Below are 19,869 nucleotides of genomic sequence, written 5' to 3'. Positions count from 1 at the left end.
TGAATGCTTGTTTAAAAACGTTGATGTTTGGTAAGAACATATACATTCAGAAATAGCAAAATCCGACTGTAAAGCCGGATTTTTTATCTCTTAATTGAACTACATTCTAATCTCGTTTATAATGTACTAAAAAGGAAATTCTTTTTTTTAATAATTTCCAGTTGTCGATAATTCCGTCAGAAACATGATCAGAACGCCTTCTCATGGTATAAAGATTATAGCCTAAAAAATTGGCAACCAAATACTCATCAGCAATAGACATTACTACATACACTTTGTTTTCATCTTTTTGTACCGGATTTTTAATCACGGCATCAAGAAGTGCTTTGAACTGAGCTGTACGCACCGGAAACATTTTGTTTTCTTTGTCTCCCTGATCATAAAGTAATACAAGTTTTCCTAAAACTTCAAGATTTACCGGTTCCTGTTTTAGAATCTTCTCCCCTTCTTCAATACCTTCTTTATATTTTTTTCTGTTGAAAAATTCTGTAAAATCTCCTACAACAACTACTTTTTTATCATCATAATCCGGGGCTGAAAACTGTCCGTAGTATAAATATTTTGACTCGATAGAATCCAGACTTTGGGGCAGATGTACAAATTTGTAAACTAATTTTTTATAATAATACGCACTGGCAGAATCTTTAACCTTCTCACCAATGTCTTTAAAATCTACGGAAGTCTGCGCTGAAAAGAATGAAATAACCAATAAAAAATGAATGACTACGACTCTTTTCATCTTATTTACCTTTTAGATTCTGATCAAAATAATCTGTTACTTTCTGCATTAAATGCACTCTGTCTTTTCCGCCAACGTTGTGAGGATGGCCAGGATACATGAAATAATCCAGCTGTACTCCATTATCAACCGCTGATTTCAGGAACTTTACCGAATGTTGCCAAACCACGACATCGTCCTGAGCACCGTGAATCATCAAAAGTTTTCCTTTTAAATTCTGAACTTTATCCAAAAGATTTGAAGCTGCATAACCCTGCGGATTTTCCTGAGGAGAATCCATATATCTTTCGCCATACATGATTTCGTACATGCTCCAGTCGATAACCGGTCCACCTGCTACTCCGGCTTTAAAAACATCGGGATGACGAAGCATGAAACTGGTCGTCATAAAACCACCAAAACTCCACCCGTGAATTCCCAGTTTTTCTGAATCTACGTAAGGAAGCGATCTTAAATAATCCACACCTTTCATCTGGTCATTCATTTCGGTAGTTCCAAGGTTTCTGAAAACAGCCTGCTCAAACTTCAAACCACGGTTAGCAGAACCTCTCCCATCCATTGTGAAGATAATGTAATCGTTTTGAGCCATATATTCATACCAAAGATTTCCAGATGCCGGGAAAGTATTATTGATCAACTGTAAGTGCGGTCCGTTATATAAATAAACAATTGCCGGATATTTTTTAGCGGGATCAAAATTGGTGGGAAGGATGATTTTTCCGTACAAAATTGTTCCGTCGTCAGCTTTTAAATTGATATTTTTAATTTCCGGTCTTGCGTAATTCTTCAAAGGATTTTCTGCAGTCAACAGGTTTTGAATTTTCAAAGTCGTGGTGTTGATTACATTTACTTTTCTCGGAGTAGTTGCGTTTGAGTAAGTATCATAAAGATAATTTCCATCGGCGCTCAAAACTCCGGCATGTGTTCCTTCAGCATCGTCGAGTCTCTGTTTTTTGTAGGAATTCCAGTTGATTCTGTACAAATGTCTTTCTGTGGGGCTTACTTCTGTCGAGGTATAATAAATATCTTTTTTCTTTTCGTTGAAACCCAAAACATCAGTTACCAGCCAGTCCCCCTTTGTAATCTGGGCAATTAAACCTTTCTCTAAATTGTAATGAAACAAATGATTATAACCCGATCTCTGACTCTGCCAGATGAAATCTGTATTTGAATTTGGGAAAAACAAAAGCGGATGCTGTGGCTCCACATATTTATCGCTCTTCTCTTCGAATAAAGTTTTAACTAAATTTCCTGTTACCGCATCGTACTGATTCATCTGTAAATGATTCTGGCCACGGTTAAGCACGCCCACAAAAATATATTTTGAATCCGGACTCCATGTCACTGCCGTTAAATACTGATCTTTTTCGCCCTCAATTTTAAGGTAAGTTGTGGATTCAGATTTAATATTAAAGACACCCAAAGTTACTTCGTGAGAAGTTTTCCCGGCCATCGGATATTTGATATTTGTATTGACCGCAGGAGTTACAGACCAATCGATAATGGGATAATCTGCTACCATGGTCTGATCCATTCTGTAAAAAGCTACTGACTCTGAATTGGGTGCGGGGAAAATTCCGGTATCAATCCCGAATTCGTTTCTGTGAACATTGTTTGCGCCAAAAAGAATATTTTCGTTGGCTTCGTTGCTCACAGCAATCGTTTTTCCATTTTTATTAACGAAAAGATTATTCTTATCTGTAAATGCAAAGGTTTGATTGTCATTAAATACTTTGAAATTCTCAGCAGTTTTTGGCATATCTGCAGACTTTTTAGCCTTCCATTCGCTGCCGGATCTTTCTACCCAGACCATTTTGCCACCAGACATATAATATCCTTTTGAAGCATCTGTAAATTTCACCTGTGGAAAACCTTTCAGCTTATTTTCTGCCAAGCCTTTATTTAATTGGTTTAAAGAAACCAGAGTATCCTGTTTTCCGGTTTTGATATCTGTGATCAGATAACCGTTCTTTACCGCATTGATGTAGGATTTCCCATCTGCAGACCATGAGAACTGAGAAATATTTTTCACAGCCAGATTGGTTCGTAAACCGTTGACGGCTTCTGCCATCGTGAATTTTTGGGTTTGAGCGAAAGCCGTCCCTCCCAAAAGAATCATCATTAAAGATAATTTATGTAGTTTCATAAGTAAAATTTCATTTTTGTATCAATAATATGTCGTCAGGCAGCAGGATAAATGTATATAAAACAATATTTCTGATGCCATTTTCATAAAATTAAATAGAATCTGCCAAAAATAAGAAATAAATATCAGCCATTAAACAGTCGGAAATGAAATGAGATTTCAACGACTAGAATGTCTATCAAAAATTTTGTAATTCTCTTTTAATTCAAAACAAAACATACACTCAGCATCTGAGCACCTTTTTTCAGGCAATACTGATTGTGATGGAGAGATTTAATTTAGCTAAAATTCAGGCTTAATTAAAGTCATCAATTATAAATTTTCGTAAGCAGTATTTCACTGAAATAATGGATTAAAAATAAAAAGTGCTTGTTTTCAATATATTATGCGTACATTTGTGCCATAATCAGGCTCCTGCCGACGCTACTTCTGAAACTTTGAGTTCGCTCTTCTATCAGTTTTCGCTTTTACAGTCGCTAATTTTTGTCGTCACAGAACAGGTGCAGTACCTTTTTTCAACCTGAGTAATTTCAGGATCTAAAAATTTCCAACATCATTTTTTTGCTTACAAATCGATTTATTATGGTTTTGACCTGCTGATCAGAACGATAATGGCATCAGCCAAACAATTTATCAGCAAATACAATAATTTTTTTAATACAATACAATGCAACAAGGAACAGTAAAATTCTTTAACGACACCAAAGGATTTGGTTTTATTACACCATCAACAGGAGGTCAGGATGTTTTCGTACACACTTCAGGATTAGTAGACACTATCCGTGAAAATGATGTAGTAACATTTGATTTACAAAACGGAGCAAAAGGCGTTAACGCAGTTAACGTGAAAAAAGCGTAATCTCAGAAGACTAATCATCTTCAATCGTGATACAGGCAGATAATTTATTTTATCTGCTTTTTTTGTGCTTAAAATTCCTCATTTCAGATCTAATTTCTGAGATAAATGTTACGAATGTTTTTATTCGTTAGCTTGCAAATTTTCACAGTTTCCTTTCATTCCGCAGGGATCTGAACTATTACATTTAATTTTTTTTATATTCCATACTGGTGAGAAACTTCCATGCACGGGTGCAAGAAGCTTTCTCACTTTCCGGCAAGTTTGCTGCAGGGGTGAAACAGGCTTTCATGCTTACCGGCAAACCTGTTGCTAGGGTGCAGGGACCTCTATTGATGGACTTTCATACAATTTTCGACTTTTTTCTATCTTTATTAAACCAATTGTCACCAAAACTGCAGTAATTAGAATTAACATCGTCAGAATTCCCCTCCTTTGATAATCAAGAAAAGAAAAATCGACGAATCAATTAAATATATAAAGAATATTGGAAGTGAATTGACATCGTGAGAATTCCCCTCCTTTGGAGGGGTAGCGAAAATTCGACAGAATTTTTGACGGGGTGGTTTCTTAAAATACATTCTTCTGTACAATAGCAAATCCATTTCAAAAAAAGCACCTAGCCGTGATAGCAGCGGTTACCCCACAGCAAGGGAGGGCATCAGCGGTGGTGCGAGGAGTATGAGCGGATAGCACGAAACAGCTCCCAGAAAAAATAAGCAATAGGTAATGAATGATGATTGATGATCGATGAATGATGGATAAGTGTGTTGAATGAGGTTGTAGATTTTGAGGTTAAATTTTTATTAAAATTAGATTTCTTATCCTAAATCAATGGATGAAAAACGAGTCTTGCCCTAAATTTGCTTCATTAAATAACAATTAAAAATCAAAATATTATGTCTACAAAATGGAATCTTGATCCTACACACAGCGAAGTTACGTTTAAAGTAAAACACATGATGATCTCTAATATTAAAGGTCAGTTTAAAAGTTTTAATGCAGAAATTGATGCTGATGACGACACTTTCAAAAGTGCAAAAGTGAATGCTACCATTGATGTAAATTCTATCTTTACCAACAATAATGACAGAGACAATCACCTGAAATCTGCAGAATTCTTCAATGCAGAAGCAAACCCAACAATCACTTTCGAATCTACATCTTTGAATGATGAAGTAGAAGGAAATCTTACCGTAAATGGCGTGACAAAATCTGTAGTTCTGAATGTGGAGTTCGGTGGAGTAAACGTTGATCCTTGGGGAAATACTAAAGCAGGTTTCTCTTTTGAAACAAAAATTAACAGAAAAGATTTTGGTCTGAACTGGAACGCAGCTCTTGAAGCAGGTGGTGTAATGGTAAGCGAAGAAGTTAAAATTGCCGGCGAATTGCAGTTTGTTAAGCAAGCTTAATTTTTTTTCTAAAACCGCAAAAGTCACAAAAGCTTTTGAAGTTTATAAGTTTTACAAAAGTTCAAAAAAGAGAACGTTACTGAACATTGATCTTTTTTGAACTTTTTAAAGTAATTTTTAAAAACTTCTCTTTTGTGACTTTTGTGGTTTATATTTTTTAACGTTTCTTTTTTTAATATGAATCTCCACGATCTCGAAAATATCAGCAATAGTTTTAAGCCTTCAAAAAAAATGCCCGTTCTTTTTCTTGGACATGGTTCACCGATGAACGCTATTGAAGAAAATCAATTTGTACAGGGCTTCAGAAAAGCAGCTCAGGAAATTGAAAAACCCAACGCTATTCTCTGCATTTCTGCACATTGGCTGTCAAGAGGAACTTTTGTTACTGCGATGGAAATGCCCAAAACCATTCATGATTTCGGAGGTTTTCCACAGGCTTTGTTTGATGTGCAGTATCCTGTGCACGGCAGTCCGGAACTGGCAAGTGAAGTGGTGAATATTTTGAATCCGGTTGCGGAAGAAGATCACAGTTGGGGACTCGATCATGGAGCATGGTCGGTGATCAGACACATGTATCCCGAAGCTGATATTCCCGTGATTCAGATGAGTATTGATTATAATAAGCCTCCGCAGTATCACTTCGATTTGGGTAGAAGGCTTTCAAAACTTAGAGAAAAAGGAATTCTAATTATTGGAAGTGGCAATATTGTTCATAACCTCAGAATGGTAGACTGGAAAAACATCAACACCGTTGGAGCCGGCTGGGACTGGGCAATTGAGGCAAGAGAAAAAACCAACAACTGGCTGACTGAAGGTAATTTTCAAAATCTGATTGATTACAGAAGCCATGGTACTTCTCTGGAATACGCCATCCCTACTCCGGATCATTATCTCCCTTTGCTTTATACTTTAGGTTTAAAAGAAAAATCTGAAGATCTGAGACTTTTTAATGACGAGCTTATTGCAGGATCGCTCAGCATGACGAGTGTGAGGATTGGCTGAAAACAAGCTTTAAACATAACTTTTTAGTTTATTTCAAGCCAAAACCGATTAAATTTCACTTAAAATAGATCTATTTATTTCGGTTATTTTTTTATCACTATATTTTTAGTAATATTGTAAACCATGAAAAAAACAATATTACTTTTATTGATCCTCTTACCGTTCTATCTTGTTATAGCTCAAAAGGTCAAAGGGACTGTTGTCAATGACTTAGGCAAACCAATTCCGCAGGCAAACATCTACCTTGACGGAACAAAAACGGGCACAATCTCTGCAGCAGACGGAAGTTTCAGCTTAGATATTCCGAACGTTAAAAATGGAATTCTTGTTTTTTATAAAGATGAATATGATTCTTATTCTATTAACGTTTCAGAAGTTTTAAACAAAACTCTAAAGGTTGAATTACTGAAGACCACGAAGATTGAAGAAGTAAAGATCATTCCTTACACAGAAGCGACCTATAAGCGCTACATTGGTCATTTCCTGAATGCATTTATTGGAAATGATCATGAAAATGTTAAGATTAAAAACCAAAGAACGCTCAAGTTCTCCTATGACTCTGAAAATAAGATTCTTCGCGTAAAAGCTCCCCAAACTTTAATCATCGAAAATAAAAATCTGGGCTATACCATAAAATATAATTTGGTGGAATTTGTCTCTGAATTTGATAACCAGACCACAAGATTTTACGGTACCAGTTTTTTTACAGAAACAAAAAGTAATTCAAAAATGAAACTGAACAGAATGAACGCTTTCGACGGAAGTCAGGTTCATTTTTTCAGAAGTGTTTATGCTAAAAAAGTAGAATCAGAGGGTTTTATAGTCAATCAGATTACAAAATTTCCAAATGAAAAATATCCTACAGCTGCCGAACTTCAGCGACTTAAAGATTACACGGCAAGTCTGAAAAGCAAACATGCAGTTTTGAGCATTCCAAGTGACATTTCTGACATTGCAGGCAGAAAACGTACCGAACCTGCGTACAAAATCGCTATCACAAAAACGCGCATTCCCGAAACAGACTACACAAAAGATACTGACGGAAAATTAATTTTAGATTATGATTACATGATGCAAATTAATTTCAAAAAGTATTTTTACGAATACAAAAAAGGTCAGTTTGTAAAAACTAAAATTCCAATCGTTCAAACTTCCTATCTTCATCCGGAAGGAGAAACTTTTGAGATAAGCTCCGACGGAAACACTTCTAACCCTGGAATGCTGACCAATCAGGGAGAATTTGCAAACAATAAAATAGAAAATCTGCTTCCTTTAGATTATCAGTTAGGTGACTAAACCAAAAAAGCTTCCAAAAAGGAAGCTTTCATTGTATTAATTTTAAATCCAAATTATTGCACCACCTGCAAAACATTGATATTTCCATAGCCGTAATCTGCATTTTTAGTTGGATAATACGTTGCCGACTGTCTCATTTTATTTAAAACCTGATCTCTCGTCCATGATGGATTTTTAGACCAAACCAAAGCTGCAATTCCTGCTGTAGAAGCTGTTGCGACTGATGAACCGCCTACGTAATCTGTTTGTCCGTTATAATAACTCAAAACAGGAATATTGCTTCCCGAAGCTCTCTCCATCTGGTAGGTAAAGTCAATTTCCTCACCTGAATGGCAGACATCGCATTTCTGGTTGGATGTATTTTCTTTAACACCTGTTACAGCCTGAGTTTCCGGCATCCACGCAGGGAAAATTACACCTACAAAAGTGGTAAAACTCGTAGAAGTTCCTCCGGCACAGAATATGAGTTTTCCTTTTGAATAGGCATATTTTACACCGTCTTCAATCTTTCCGACAGAGAAAATGTGTCCCATTGACATGGAAATAATTTTGACACTTGCTGTATTTCCTAAATTGGTAAAAGCGGTTTTAACACCGTTCTGTTCGTGATAACCATCTAAAACAACATTTGATGCGGCACGGTAAGAAATTAAATTCGCATTGTAAGCCACACCAACCGGCTGTCCCTGATTATTTCTAGGAGCCGCCATCGCCGAAGCCATGCTCGTTCCGTGACCACATTTATCATCCGAACCGTCAAAACCAGTGCTCCACGGCCAAACTGAATCTACATAAACTCCGTTTTTGATGATGGTTCTGCCGGAAGAATTCCCGTTGTTGAAACCGCTTCCCAATAAAGTCTGATTTGAAGAAACTCCTGAATCAATCAGACCAATCGTCACCCCTGCGCCGGTGCTGTAACTCCATGCAGAAGTAATATTGTGTTTGGCGAATGACCATGGCGCTTTTGCATTGGGCGTTACAGTGGTGTAATCTGATGCATTTAAAGCTAAAGATTCATATCCACAACCTGAGGATGAACTTGATTTCGAAGCACCACTGAGTTTATTTTCATTTTCAAAATATCGGTAGTCGGCCGGTTCGAGATAACGGATTTGCTTTAATTTTCTTAAAGCAATCACAGTTTCCTGCTTTTCTACAACCACATCGATCTGGTTTAAAAACTCATCTGATGATAACAAAATCCTGTCTTTTTTGCCTTCATATTTTTCAATGGTTTGCAGGATCATGTTTTCAATCTCTTTGCTGTCGGGCGTTTCGCTTCGGTCGAAAGAATTTCCAAAACCGATTGATGCTAATTTATTTCCCTGAAAAATACCGCTCCAGACAAAATGATCTGAGGATTCTTTCCATGAAAAACGTTTTCCGGTTTTGATGGTTTCGTTGATTTTCTCATTGATTTGTTTTGCAGTAAGCGGATCGGTTTGGGTCATCTGAACTTCTGCAGGGTTACTCTGCATGTCATCCTGACTGCATGATGTGAACGCAATAAATGCCACAAGCATGCAAAAAACTTTTGTTTTCATGTATAAAATTTTAAAATATTTGGTGAAGCCAAGTTATTAATTTATACTGAAAGACAGAAGGTTAAATTTAATTTGAAAGAAAAAAGCTTCCGGATTGGAAGCTTTGATTGAATAAAAATATGTTAGTTTTATTTACTTTATATCATTTTGAAAGCATTTTCATTGGTGGAGGTGGCAATTCAACTCTGACTGAAGAATCTTCAGCTTCTAATTTTTTTAGAATCTTTTGTCCTATTTCTTTGCCCCATTTCATTCCAGCCTCACTGCTTTCTTTCATTGTTAAGGGTGTAGACGCTATTACTTTCTTACCAATTGGCGTTTTGTAAAATAAAATAAGATTGTTTAAATCATCTTCTGAATAGTATTTTAAATAAATTGGAACAATTAGATCTTCCAAATCTGATGCTTTTATTTCTTTTGCAAACTCATTCCAAAATTCTTCAGAAATATTAGGATAAACTTCTTTGAAAGCATCGGCAATTCTTTTTGAAGCATCAACACCAAGATTTCCGGCTCCCGTCAATGTCATCAATTCCCTTACTTTCACTTCCTTTGAATTCTGACCAAAGGCAAAAATCCCAAGCATTAAGGCGCAACTAATAGTAATTTTTTTCATCTTGTGCGTTTTAAAAATTCACCACAAACTTTCTCTCATTAATCAATTCAGCTATTGCCAGCATATCTTTCCCAATTAGTCTGTCATCTTCCAGTTTGGCAACCTTTGAACGGAGAATGGCGTGGTTTTCTTCAATAATTTTTGAGCATTTTGCAGGTCTTCTGAATTCTAATCCCTGTGCAGCAAACATCAGTTCAACCGCTAAAATATTAACCAAATTCCCTAAAACCTGATTGAATTTTCTTCCCGAAATACTTCCCATCGAGACATGATCTTCCTGACCCAAACTTGTAGGAATAGAATCTGCCGACGCAGGGAAACAAAGCGTTTTGTTCTCGGTTACCAAAGCCGCACCAGTGTATTGCGGGATCATAAAACCAGAATTTAAACCTGAACTTTCAGTTAATAATCTTGGCAAACCATATTTTCCTTCCAGCAAAAGATAACTTCTTCTGTCTGAAATATTTCCCAGCTCAGCCGCCGCCAAAGTTGCGTAATCGAGAGGCATCGCAAGCAACTGTCCGTGGAAATTTCCACCGGAAATAGATTCTTCGGCACTCAAAACAATCGGATTGTCGGTCACAGAATTCAATTCTGTTTCGGTAAGTAATTTTAAATGTTCGAAAGCATTTCTGCTCGCTCCATGCACCTGAGGAACACATCTCATCGAATATGGATCCTGCACTCTGTCGCAGTATTCATGCGCTTTCAGGTTGTCTGAATTCTTTAAAAATTTCAGCATTCTTGCCGCCACTTTTTTGCTTCCTTCAAAAGGTCTGATGTCGTGAAGTTCTTTTTTAAACGGACTTGCAGAACCTCTGTACGCTTCCAGACTCATTGCAGCGGTCATATCTGCTAAATCCAAAAGGTATTCAAATTTCTCTAAACCTTTAATGGCGTGAGCCAGAATAAACTGAGTTCCGTTGATTAATCCCAAACCTTCTTTTGGCCCTAAAACCAATGGTTCAATATTGTTTTTCTCTAAAATTTCAGCAGTTTCGAAGATTTCGTTTCCTACCCAAACCTGTCCGAGGCCTAAAAGTGGTAAAACCAGATGTGAAAGTGGTGCCAAATCGCCGGATGCCCCTACAGAACCCTGCTCCGGAACAACAGGAATAATGTCTTTTTCCAACATCAGAATAAATCTTTCAATCACTTCAAGAGAAACTCCCGAAAAACCTTTCGACAGCGCATGAACTTTCGCAATCATCATGATTTTTGAAAATTCTTTATCTATAGGCTTTCCCACTCCTACCGCGTGAGAAATAATAAGATTATACTGAAGCTGAGCTGTTTCTTCCTCAGAAATTTTCACATCACAAAGTGGCCCGAAGCCTGTATTAATCCCATATACAGTTCTGTCTGATTCTACAATCTGCTTTACATTATTCTGAGATTTTATAATCTGATCTTTCGCTTCCTGAGTAAGCTGTGCTTTATTTGGGGTCTTGCAGATTTCCAGAACATCATGGAAACTGAAAGTATCTATACCGTATATCATTCTAAAAAAATTTGCCTAAAAATACACATTTTGAAGCGAACTGGAAACGGCATCTTTGGAAGCAAAAATTTATTTAGCACAAGTCAAATATTTTATTATTTTTACGCCCTAATATTAAACATACATGTATGAAAATTAAAGCTTTATTACTGGCACTTTCACTTACAAGTGCTTTCTCATTCGCTCAGGAAAAGGTAAAATACACCAAAGAGCAGATTAAAAATATGGAACAGTATCTCTTCAATGAAGGATTTTCTGCACCATCTTCCAAGAAAGTTTCAACGGTTATTCTTAAAGACGGAACCATCCACAAAGGATTTTGTGAAGAGACTGACATGAAAAAAGGACAGATCTATCAAATCGTACTGAAAGACAGCGCAACCAAAAAGCAACTGAAACTTGACGCCGAAAATGTGAGTGAAATGTATCTTTTACCAAGAAATTTTGAAAAAGGTCTGAAGGCAATGAAATTTGTTTCAAATGTGAACAACATCAACAGAAAAAAGATGAACAAAAATGTTTCTGAAGAGAGAATTCACTTTATCAATCAAACTGTTTCGCTTAAAAATAAGAAAGACGAGAAAGAATTTTTGATGCAGCTCATCAATCCTGAGTTTAACGATATTATTTCTGTTTATCACGATCCGAGAGCTAAAGAAACCGGAGGAATGAGCTTCGGCGGAATGCAGGTGAGCGGAGGAATTACAAAATCTTTTTATGTGAAAAAAGGCGACAAAGTAATCTGGCTTCACAAAGATGATTTTGAAGATAACTATGATTTCCTGTTTGGCGACAACGCAGAATTTATGAAAATGTATCCTAAAAAATCTGTAGAATGGGATTATCTGAGCTTCCTGATCAGCGAATACACAGAGATGAGCAACGGATAAAATTCAGATTAAAAAAAATATCATGAAAGCTGCGGAAATTCTGCAGCTTTTTTATTTATGAAATCAGCGCTCTCCTTTTCCATCATAATCTACCTTGTAATTAAGCTCTAAAGGATTATACTCATCCTTAATCTGCTTTCGCATCCTGTTTTCCATCTGTTTCATTTCAGTTTCATTTAACCTCTTGGTATTTCCGTTTCCATCATCCTTACCCATAGGAATATTCCTGCTTCTTAACTCTGAAAATGGTTGATCATAATAATTTTTCTGAAGTTTTTTAAAATCATCCCACGAAATTTCTTTTCCCTTTTTCTTGACATAAGGTGGAGTAGTTTTATTTTGTTTCACTTTTACCAAATCAAAAACAAAATCACTATTCTCATCTGAAATTTTCACAATTAAACCCGGTAACTGACCGAAAATATATGGCCCATCAGACAACGGAATACTTGAAGTAAACCAAGCTGTCCATTTTCTTCCACCATAATCAGTATCTGCTTTTTGGCATTCCAAATTTGCAATAATCATTTTTTCAGAAGAAATATTCCATGTATACAGATCAGGTTTTATGAAATATACATCAACAAACATGGGAGCAGTTACCATTTTAAAAACTGTATTTTCATCTGAATTCTTCAACACATCAAATTGATTATTATATGTTGGTTTAGAACCATATCCGAAACCTGTTTTATTTACTAAAGAATCTGACTCTCTGTTGTACTCAGATCTGAATACAGAGAGATTCTTGTCTACATCTAAATAAAAATTTTCAGTGATGAAATCTTTACCGATTTGAGGTTTATATTTTAACTCATAAATAACTGTGAAGTTTTGACCTGAAAGAAACACCATTGGGAACAGTAAAAAGAAAAATAATTTCATCCTGAATATTTAATTTGAATTATTAAAACTAACTTTTTTTTTAAAATCTAACCAGAAAAGTGATGAGAATTATGAAAATATTAGAAAGACCTGATGAAACATTCAGCTAAGAAAGATCTATTACGTTTTAAAAGATTGCTACTCCCTGTCGGAAAATCATTATTTAAATTTCCGTAATTTTGTCTAATGAATCCTTCTTTAGAATTACAGCTTAAAACTTTACCATCAGAGCCCGGCGTTTATCGGTATTACGATAAAAACGAAAATCTTCTGTATGTAGGTAAAGCAAAAAATCTGAAGAAAAGAGTCCTTTCCTATTTCAACAAAACACTTTCAGGATACCGCACCAGAATCATGGTCGGGAAGATTAACCGTCTGGAAACCACGATCGTAAACAGCGAATACGATGCACTTTTACTGGAAAATAATCTGATAAAGGAACATCAGCCGTTTTACAACATCATGTTGAAAGACGACAAAACATACCCGTGGATCTGTATTAAAAATGAAAATTTCCCAAGGATTTTTCTCACCAGAACCAAAATAAAAGACGGCTCAGAATACTATGGACCCTATGCCAAGGTGCGTCCCGCAAAGATTTTGTTGGATACGATTAAGCATATTTATAAATTAAGAACCTGCAATTTAAATTTAGCTCCTTCTAAAATTGATGAGGGCAAATACAAAGTCTGTCTCGAATACCATATCAAAAACTGCGAAGGCCCGTGTGAAGGACTGGAAAGCAAGCAGGATTACGATGAAAAAATAGATGCCATCCGTGGAATTGTAAAGGGAGATTTCCGCCGTGCGAGGGAATATCTGGTGAATCAGATGACAAAATATGCGTCAAATCTTCAGTTTGAAAATGCTCAGCTGATCAAGGAAAGACTTCATATTCTTGAAGATTATCAGTCGAAACACACGGTTGTAAATCCGAATATTGATGATGTGGATGTTTTTGCGATGACCAGTGATGAAACGGCAGCTTACGTGAATTATTTCAAAATAAGAAACGGAAATATCATCCAGAGTTTCACCACCGAAATCAAGAAAATGCTCGAGGAAACGGATGAGGAAATTATGGAAGAAGCTTTGATTGAAATCCGCCAGAAGTTTGATTCTGATTCAAAAGAAGTGTTGCTTCCGTTCCATTTATCTGTTGAAATCCCGAATGTAAAACTGATTGTTCCGAAAGTCGGCGATAAAAAAAGAATCGTTGAACTTTCAGAGAAAAATGCAAAAGAATACAGAATTGAAAAATTGAAACAGGTTCAGATTGTCGATCCTGAAAGACATTCCAACAGGATTATGGCTGAAATGCAGAAGCTGCTGAGAATGCCCGTTGAGCCAAGACATATCGAAGGTTTTGACAACTCCAATATTCAGGGAACCAATCCGGTTTCGGCGTGCGTGGTTTTTAAAAATGGGAAAGCCAGCAAAGCTGATTACAGAATTTTCCATCCCAAAACTGTTGTTGGCCCTGATGATTTTAAAACCATGGAAGAAGTCATCTACCGCCGCTACAAAAGAATGCTGGATGAGGGCGAAACTTTACCACAGTTAATCCTGATTGACGGTGGAAAAGGTCAGCTTTCTTCCGCTGTGAAAAGTTTAAAACTTCTTGGGCTTTACGGCAAAATTACCATCGTCGGGATTGCGAAAAGGCTTGAAGAAATTTTCTTCCCTGAAGATCCTATTCCCTTATATTTGGATAAAAAATCTGAGACGCTGAAAATTTTACAGCAGGTGCGTGATGAGGCTCACCGTTTTGGCGTAAGACATCACCGTACAAGACGAAAAAATTCAACTATAAAAACGGAACTGGAAGAAATCCCCGGCGTTGGAGAAAAAACTATTGAACTGCTTTTATCAAAACTGAAATCCGTCAAGAGAATTAAAGAAGCTAATCTTGAGACTTTGGAGGAAATTTTAGGGAAAACCAAGGCAAAGGTTGTCTGGGAATATTTTAATGACAACCCGGAAATATAAAAAAAGCCCGGTTCTTTACGGAATCGGGCTTTTTAAATGACAATATTTTTAATTTTTACTGAAAACCTGTTTCAGGTAACTTTCTCCAGACAATGGCATTTCTACAATAAGATTTCCATTTTCAAAATAGGCAATGCTTGATTGCCCGTCTCTAAATTTAACTCTGTAAACATCTTTTTTTGTTGTAGCTGTGAAAGTAGCGAAAGGAGACGAGCTTTGGTCTGTTAAAATAAACTGTTCAGCACTCAGCTTCACTTTTTGGAATTTAACACCTTGATTGGTATACATTTCCGCTCCTGAAGCAGATCCTGAAACTTCCGAAACAACTTCTTTCGTCATCATTTCGGGCACACTGTTATTTCCTGCCGGAGATTGAACTGCGGGATTTTCAATTGGATTTGAAGCCGGAACTGCTGTCATCGCCTGTTTCAGAGCATCCTGAAATCCTTCCTCAAATTCTTTGATAGACGATGCTCCTTTTTGAGTGGCAATTACCTTGTTGTTGCAGTCTTTAAACTTTACAATAACTTTATTTCTAAGCATTCCGCTGTCATTCTCTACTTCCGCAAGAAGAACATTACATGAATTCTGCATGGCTGCTGCAGGCCAATCGTTGCGGTTTGCAGGTAATACAATGTATTTTTTCGTATTTAAAGATTTAATTAAGGCTTTATCCAAACCATAATTACTGTCTTTAAAACCTTCGAATTTTTCTGGAAGGCTTATATATTGATAATCTGAAACCTTCTGTGCAAAAATTGCAGTAAAGCTCAGCATTGAAAAGGCGATGGCTAATTTTTTCATTATTTAAATTTAAACAAGAGTCTGCTTACAATTTCTCAAAATTATTTTCCCCGACTCTAAAGGGAGTAATTTTTTTAAATTTTTAGAGAATTCCGCCCTTGAAAGTTCACGAAAAAATATTCTAAAAACCTAAATAGTATTTGTTAAAAATGAATTGGGAAATTTTCCCAAAGCACCACTAATCATTTCTAAATTCTCCGATGTCGAGCTTCAGAGAAAAAAAGTTTGAATAAAAATTAGACGCTCCGATTCCTGAGTTGCTGATGGCATAATCTAAAGTTAAACCTCTGTAGCGAATACCGATACCCGCACTCGGCTGGAATGAAACTTTTCTGCTCAAATCTTCGATATCTGTAATCGACTGGAATCTGTTGACCCCCAAACGAACGAAAATCATTTTCTGGTAACCAAATTCTGCTCCGGCATAAGGTGTAATACTCGCAAAATCTGTTGAAAGCAAAGCTGCTGTCTTGGCAAAATCTACATTGATTCCAGCTTCCGGTAGAACATACATCGAACTGTTAATCGCAAAATTTTTGCTGACACCCATGTTTAGTTTAGGCATCGTTAATTCCATTTTATCAGTGGGTGCAGGGTTAAATTCTTCCCCATTCACCACTGTTGACAATTCGTTTTGATTGACATTCCAAAAGTTAACTGTTGTAGTCGCATCCCTCAACATCGCACCGATTTTGTAACCGCTGTCTAATTTGTAAATCGCTCCCACATCAAACCCGAAACCGTATCCGCTGGCAAATTTTCCAACATTTCTGTAAACGATTTTCGCATTCACACCGACGTCAAGATTTTCACTTCCTCCCGGACGGAAAGCATAGGATAAAATTCCCGCGTAATCTGACTGCGAAAACTGCGTGATTTTATCATAGTCAATATTTCCTTCAGCGTCGATTAACTGAGTTGTGTTTAAAATATTATCAACCCCTAATCTTACCACTGAAACTCCGAAAACGCCGTTTTCTAAAACTTTAGCATACGCTAAATAATCATATTTCGCTATCGATTCGAAATATTCTGCGTGCATCGCTGCTCCCTGCCAGTCTTTCTGAATACCCAAAAGTCCTGCGGGATTCCACATCGGTGAATAGACGTCGTCCTGATTGGAAATTACGGCTCCACCCATCCCTAAACCTCTCGCACCTGCGCCGATATTAAGGAATTCGTTGGAATATTTTCTTACAATCTGTGCCTGAGAAATCCCAAATGCCAATGAGAAAACCAGTAAAAAATATTTTTTCATCATATAAATTGATGCTTATTTGAGTTGTTTTTGTTTTTTTGCTTTTATAAAACCGTTCACTACAATGGCTAAAATCATTACCAGTGAGGCCACGTAAAATACTGAACTCATGTGTTCTGATTCTCCAAAGATAAAAAAAGCTAATATAATTCCGTAGACTGGTTCTAAATTTACTGTTAAAATTAGGGTAAAAGGCGAAATATATTTCATCAGCTTTACAGATTCAAGCATTGGAAAGGCCGTGAACCCGCTTGCCAGCAAGATTATTAACGCAATATCGCGATAATTTATTTCATTTAAAGTAAAAAATTGACCTGTGAAAAGATAAATGACCATTAAAATAAACCATCCTGAGAAAATTTCGTAAAAAATAATGTTTCCCGAGCTGGTTTTTCCAAACATTTTTCCATTAAAAACCGAAAATATAGTTCCGAACACCGCACATAAAATTCCGTAGAAAATCCCTTCCTTGTATTGAAATTCAGTTTTAAAAATTAAAAGAATACAGGCGACAATCACCGTTCCCATGATTACTTCGGTCAGATCGATTTTCCTTTTAAAAATAACCGGTTCCATGATAGAAGCAAATAATGTAGACAATGACAGACAGCTTAAAGCAATAGAAACATTGGAAACTTTAATGGAATAAAAGAAACAGTACCAGTGCAGCGCCATCGCAAAACCAATTCCCGCAAGCTGAAAAAAGAGTTTTCTGGAAATTTTAATGCTTTCCTTTTTAAATATTCTTAAATATAAGCACAAAAACAGGGCAGCAAAAAGCATTCTGTAAAAAACAAGCACGGGAGCAGACGAAGTAATCAGTTTTCCTAAAATCGCTGTAAAACCCCATAGAAAAACGATAAAATGCAGTCTGAAAAGCGCCTGTTGCTTCATGTTTTTGAGATCAAATTAAAACTTAGCAAAAGTACAAATTACATACGCTATCCGGAGGAAAAACTTTGCTAAACTCATCCCACAAAAAAACCCTGAAAATCTATGAAACTTTCAGGGCCTTCAAATAATAAACTATTAAAAAAATAAACTAGGAACTTAGAGCGTAAACTGAGATACGATCCCGTTTATCTCTACTGTAAAATTAGCAAAAGTATTGCCAAAATCAAAGCGATGCATAGTTAAAAATATCATAATTTTCTGAATACCACATATTTAATCTTAAAAAATTCTTATTTACCTCATTTATCTAAAAGTAGTATATTTAAAAACGCAATAAAATAAAATTTAATGGATTTAGAATTCAATAAAAGAGAAGATCAAAATAAACTCAAACTTTCTGAAATCAACAGGATTTTTAAAGAAATAAAAAAAGGTGGCGGCGAAAAACGACTGCAGAAGTTACGTGATGAAGGAAAAATGACTGCCAGAGAAAGAATTGAATATCTTCTGGATAAAGATTCAGATTCAATAGAAATAGGTGGTTTTGCCGGATATGAAATGTACGAAGAGCACGGCGGATGCCCAAGTGGCGGTGTCGTTGTGATGATGGGTTATGTTTCGGGGAAACAGTGTCTGGTTGTTGCCAATGATGCCTCTGTGAAAGCCGGAGCATGGTTTCCAATCACAGGAAAGAAAAACCTGAGAGCTCAGGAAATAGCCATGGAAAACAGACTTCCAATCATTTATCTGGTAGATTCTGCAGGAGTTTACCTTCCGATGCAGGATGAGATTTTCCCTGATAAGGAGATGTTTGGAAGGATTTTCAGAAATAATGCCAAAATGAGTGCTGCCGGAATCATCCAGATTTCTGCAGTGATGGGAAGCTGCGTTGCCGGTGGTGCGTACCTGCCGATTATGAGCGACGAAGCGATGATTGTAGACAAAACAGGTTCTATTTTCCTTGCAGGAAGCTATCTTGTAAAAGCTGCTATTGGCGAAACTATTGATAACGAAACTTTGGGCGGAGCAACAACGCACTGCTCAATTTCGGGAGTGACCGATTACAAAGCTAAAGACGATAAAGATGCTTTAGACAGAATTAAAAACATTATGAAATCTGTCGGAAGCTATGACAAAGCAGGTTTCGACAGAATAGAAAGTGCTCCACCAAAAGAAAAACCGGAGAATATTTTCGGAATTATGCCCGTTTCGAGAGCAGACCAATACGATACTTTAGACATCATCAAATGTATTGTAGATAATTCTGAATTTGAAGAATACAAACCAGACTACGGAAAAACCATCATCTGTGCAACTGCAAGAGTCGACGGCTGGTCTGTAGGAATCGTTGCCAACCAGAGAAAACTGGTAAAGAGCGGTAAAGGTGAAATGCAGTTTGGAGGCGTTATTTATTCAGACTCTGCAGATAAAGCAACAAGATTTATTGCGAACTGCAACCAGAGAAAAATTCCTTTGATCTTTTTACAGGACGTAACAGGATTTATGGTCGGTTCAAAATCGGAACATGGCGGAATCATTAAAGACGGAGCAAAAATGGTGAACGCGGTTTCCAATTCCGTAGTTCCAAAATTCACGATTATTACAGGAAATTCTTACGGTGCAGGAAATTATGCAATGTGCGGAAAAGCGTACGACCCAAGATTAATTGTGGCTTGGCCATGGGCAGATCTTGCAGTGATGGGCGGTTCTCAGGCCGCAAAAGTTTTAGCACAGATTCAGGAATCTACTCTGAAAAAACAGGGAAAAGAAATTACAGAAGAAGAACACAAAGAAATTCTTGATTCTATTACAAAAAAATATCAGAAACAGACTGAAGCAACTTATGCGGCTTCAAGATTGTGGACGGATGCTATTATCAATCCTGTCGACACCAGAAAATGGATTTCTATGGGAATTGAAGCGGCAGATCATTCCCCGATTACAGAAAAATTCAATCTTGGAGTAATTCAGGTTTGATTTGCTGAAAAATAATTATGTTAATAAGCCTTACCTTTGTGTGAGGCTTTTTTTGGT

Annotated in this window: 16 protein-coding genes; 7 read left to right on the top strand and 9 right to left on the bottom strand. The window is 36.6% G+C overall.

The features are described from left to right. Nucleotides 1-106: 106 nt before the first annotated feature. Nucleotides 107-739, bottom strand: a complete 633-nt coding sequence (locus tag NG809_RS12615; RefSeq protein ID WP_262151149.1) for a DUF4919 domain-containing protein — start codon at nt 737-739, stop codon at nt 107-109. Between the two features lies 1 nt (nt 740). Continuing rightward, a complete protein-coding gene (locus NG809_RS12610) occupies nt 741-2,885 on the bottom strand; it encodes a S9 family peptidase (RefSeq protein ID WP_262151147.1) in 2,145 nt (714 codons plus the stop codon). Nucleotides 2,886-3,552: 667 nt separating this feature from the next. Between NG809_RS12610 and NG809_RS12605 the strand changes: the two genes are divergently transcribed. From NG809_RS12605 to NG809_RS12590, 4 genes are all read left to right on the top strand, one after another. Continuing rightward, nucleotides 3,553-3,744 (top strand): cold-shock protein, encoded by a 192-nt coding sequence (locus NG809_RS12605; RefSeq protein ID WP_056034800.1) that lies wholly within the window; start codon nt 3,553-3,555, stop codon nt 3,742-3,744. 896 nt (nt 3,745-4,640) lie between these two features. Next, entirely contained in the window at nt 4,641-5,153 is a 513-nt protein-coding gene (locus tag NG809_RS12600) for a YceI family protein (RefSeq protein ID WP_262151146.1), read from the top strand. A 177-nt stretch (nt 5,154-5,330) separates the two neighbouring features. Further along, the gene (ygiD, locus tag NG809_RS12595) at nt 5,331-6,155 is read left to right on the top strand and encodes a 4,5-DOPA-extradiol-dioxygenase (RefSeq protein ID WP_262151144.1); all 825 of its coding nucleotides are present in this window, start codon (nt 5,331-5,333) and stop codon (nt 6,153-6,155) included. Between the two features lie 123 nt (nt 6,156-6,278). Beyond that, the gene (locus NG809_RS12590) at nt 6,279-7,451 is read left to right on the top strand and encodes a carboxypeptidase-like regulatory domain-containing protein (RefSeq protein WP_262151142.1); all 1,173 of its coding nucleotides are present in this window, start codon (nt 6,279-6,281) and stop codon (nt 7,449-7,451) included. 53 nt (nt 7,452-7,504) lie between these two features. Here NG809_RS12590 and NG809_RS12585 read toward each other — a convergent pair whose 3' ends face one another. The 3 genes from NG809_RS12585 to hutH form a co-directional block, all read right to left on the bottom strand. After that, nucleotides 7,505-8,998, bottom strand: coding sequence for a S8 family peptidase (locus tag NG809_RS12585; RefSeq protein WP_262151140.1), 1,494 nt, complete (start codon nt 8,996-8,998; stop codon nt 7,505-7,507). Between the two features lie 142 nt (nt 8,999-9,140). Further along, complete coding sequence (locus NG809_RS12580; protein WP_262151137.1) at nt 9,141-9,614, bottom strand: DUF2059 domain-containing protein; 474 nt, start codon at nt 9,612-9,614, stop codon at nt 9,141-9,143. Between the two features lie 10 nt (nt 9,615-9,624). Further along, nucleotides 9,625-11,115: a histidine ammonia-lyase gene (gene hutH / locus NG809_RS12575; RefSeq protein WP_262151134.1), complete on the bottom strand. Its 1,491-nt coding sequence runs from the start codon at nt 11,113-11,115 to the stop codon at nt 9,625-9,627. A gap of 128 nt (nt 11,116-11,243) precedes the next feature. Between hutH and NG809_RS12570 the strand changes: the two genes are divergently transcribed. Continuing rightward, on the top strand, nt 11,244-12,005 hold the full coding sequence (locus tag NG809_RS12570; protein ID WP_262151133.1) for a hypothetical protein: 762 nt from the start codon (nt 11,244-11,246) through the stop codon (nt 12,003-12,005). A 63-nt stretch (nt 12,006-12,068) separates the two neighbouring features. Here the strand turns inward: NG809_RS12570 and NG809_RS12565 are convergent, their stop codons facing one another. After that, nucleotides 12,069-12,890, bottom strand: coding sequence for a GLPGLI family protein (locus NG809_RS12565; RefSeq protein WP_262151132.1), 822 nt, complete (start codon nt 12,888-12,890; stop codon nt 12,069-12,071). 186 nt (nt 12,891-13,076) lie between these two features. On the opposite strand from NG809_RS12565, the gene uvrC reads away from it, so the two are divergent. Then, on the top strand, nt 13,077-14,879 hold the full coding sequence (gene uvrC, locus NG809_RS12560) for an excinuclease ABC subunit UvrC (protein WP_262151129.1): 1,803 nt from the start codon (nt 13,077-13,079) through the stop codon (nt 14,877-14,879). Nucleotides 14,880-14,927: 48 nt separating this feature from the next. On the opposite strand, the gene NG809_RS12555 is transcribed toward uvrC, so the two are convergent. The 3 genes from NG809_RS12555 to NG809_RS12545 form a co-directional block, all read right to left on the bottom strand. Next, on the bottom strand, nt 14,928-15,683 hold the full coding sequence (locus tag NG809_RS12555) for a hypothetical protein (protein ID WP_262151127.1): 756 nt from the start codon (nt 15,681-15,683) through the stop codon (nt 14,928-14,930). A gap of 178 nt (nt 15,684-15,861) precedes the next feature. Beyond that, nucleotides 15,862-16,944 (bottom strand): putative type IX sorting system protein PorV2, encoded by a 1,083-nt coding sequence (locus NG809_RS12550; RefSeq protein ID WP_262151125.1) that lies wholly within the window; start codon nt 16,942-16,944, stop codon nt 15,862-15,864. A 12-nt stretch (nt 16,945-16,956) separates the two neighbouring features. Beyond that, nucleotides 16,957-17,835, bottom strand: a complete 879-nt coding sequence (locus NG809_RS12545; RefSeq protein ID WP_262151122.1) for a DMT family transporter — start codon at nt 17,833-17,835, stop codon at nt 16,957-16,959. Between the two features lie 348 nt (nt 17,836-18,183). Here NG809_RS12545 and NG809_RS12540 point away from each other — a divergent pair, with 348 nt between their 5' ends. Beyond that, nucleotides 18,184-19,812: an acyl-CoA carboxylase subunit beta gene (locus tag NG809_RS12540; RefSeq protein ID WP_262151119.1), complete on the top strand. Its 1,629-nt coding sequence runs from the start codon at nt 18,184-18,186 to the stop codon at nt 19,810-19,812. Nucleotides 19,813-19,869: the final 57 nt, after the last annotated feature.

Origin of the sequence: Chryseobacterium foetidum (assembly GCF_025457425.1) — a bacterium.
Taxonomy (GTDB): domain Bacteria; phylum Bacteroidota; class Bacteroidia; order Flavobacteriales; family Weeksellaceae; genus Chryseobacterium; species Chryseobacterium foetidum.
This window is presented reverse-complemented; position numbering and strand designations above follow the sequence as displayed.

Excerpts from the sequence above, each read along its gene's own strand:
- NG809_RS12590 (WP_262151142.1), top strand. The coding sequence starts at position 6,279 with ATGAAAAAAACAATATTACTTTTATTGATCCTCTTACCGTTCTATCTT.
- hutH (WP_262151134.1), bottom strand. The coding sequence starts at position 11,115 with ATGATATACGGTATAGATACTTTCAGTTTCCATGATGTTCTGGAAATC.
- NG809_RS12615 (WP_262151149.1), bottom strand. The coding sequence starts at position 739 with ATGAAAAGAGTCGTAGTCATTCATTTTTTATTGGTTATTTCATTCTTT.
- NG809_RS12555 (WP_262151127.1), bottom strand. The coding sequence starts at position 15,683 with ATGAAAAAATTAGCCATCGCCTTTTCAATGCTGAGCTTTACTGCAATT.
- NG809_RS12605 (WP_056034800.1), top strand. The coding sequence starts at position 3,553 with ATGCAACAAGGAACAGTAAAATTCTTTAACGACACCAAAGGATTTGGT.
- NG809_RS12600 (WP_262151146.1), top strand. The coding sequence starts at position 4,641 with ATGTCTACAAAATGGAATCTTGATCCTACACACAGCGAAGTTACGTTT.
- NG809_RS12540 (WP_262151119.1), top strand. The coding sequence starts at position 18,184 with ATGGATTTAGAATTCAATAAAAGAGAAGATCAAAATAAACTCAAACTT.
- NG809_RS12585 (WP_262151140.1), bottom strand. The coding sequence starts at position 8,998 with ATGAAAACAAAAGTTTTTTGCATGCTTGTGGCATTTATTGCGTTCACA.
- ygiD (WP_262151144.1), top strand. The coding sequence starts at position 5,331 with ATGAATCTCCACGATCTCGAAAATATCAGCAATAGTTTTAAGCCTTCA.
- NG809_RS12565 (WP_262151132.1), bottom strand. The coding sequence starts at position 12,890 with ATGAAATTATTTTTCTTTTTACTGTTCCCAATGGTGTTTCTTTCAGGT.
- NG809_RS12545 (WP_262151122.1), bottom strand. The coding sequence starts at position 17,835 with ATGAAGCAACAGGCGCTTTTCAGACTGCATTTTATCGTTTTTCTATGG.
- NG809_RS12570 (WP_262151133.1), top strand. The coding sequence starts at position 11,244 with ATGAAAATTAAAGCTTTATTACTGGCACTTTCACTTACAAGTGCTTTC.
- NG809_RS12610 (WP_262151147.1), bottom strand. The coding sequence starts at position 2,885 with ATGAAACTACATAAATTATCTTTAATGATGATTCTTTTGGGAGGGACG.
- uvrC (WP_262151129.1), top strand. The coding sequence starts at position 13,077 with ATGAATCCTTCTTTAGAATTACAGCTTAAAACTTTACCATCAGAGCCC.
- NG809_RS12580 (WP_262151137.1), bottom strand. The coding sequence starts at position 9,614 with ATGAAAAAAATTACTATTAGTTGCGCCTTAATGCTTGGGATTTTTGCC.
- NG809_RS12550 (WP_262151125.1), bottom strand. The coding sequence starts at position 16,944 with ATGATGAAAAAATATTTTTTACTGGTTTTCTCATTGGCATTTGGGATT.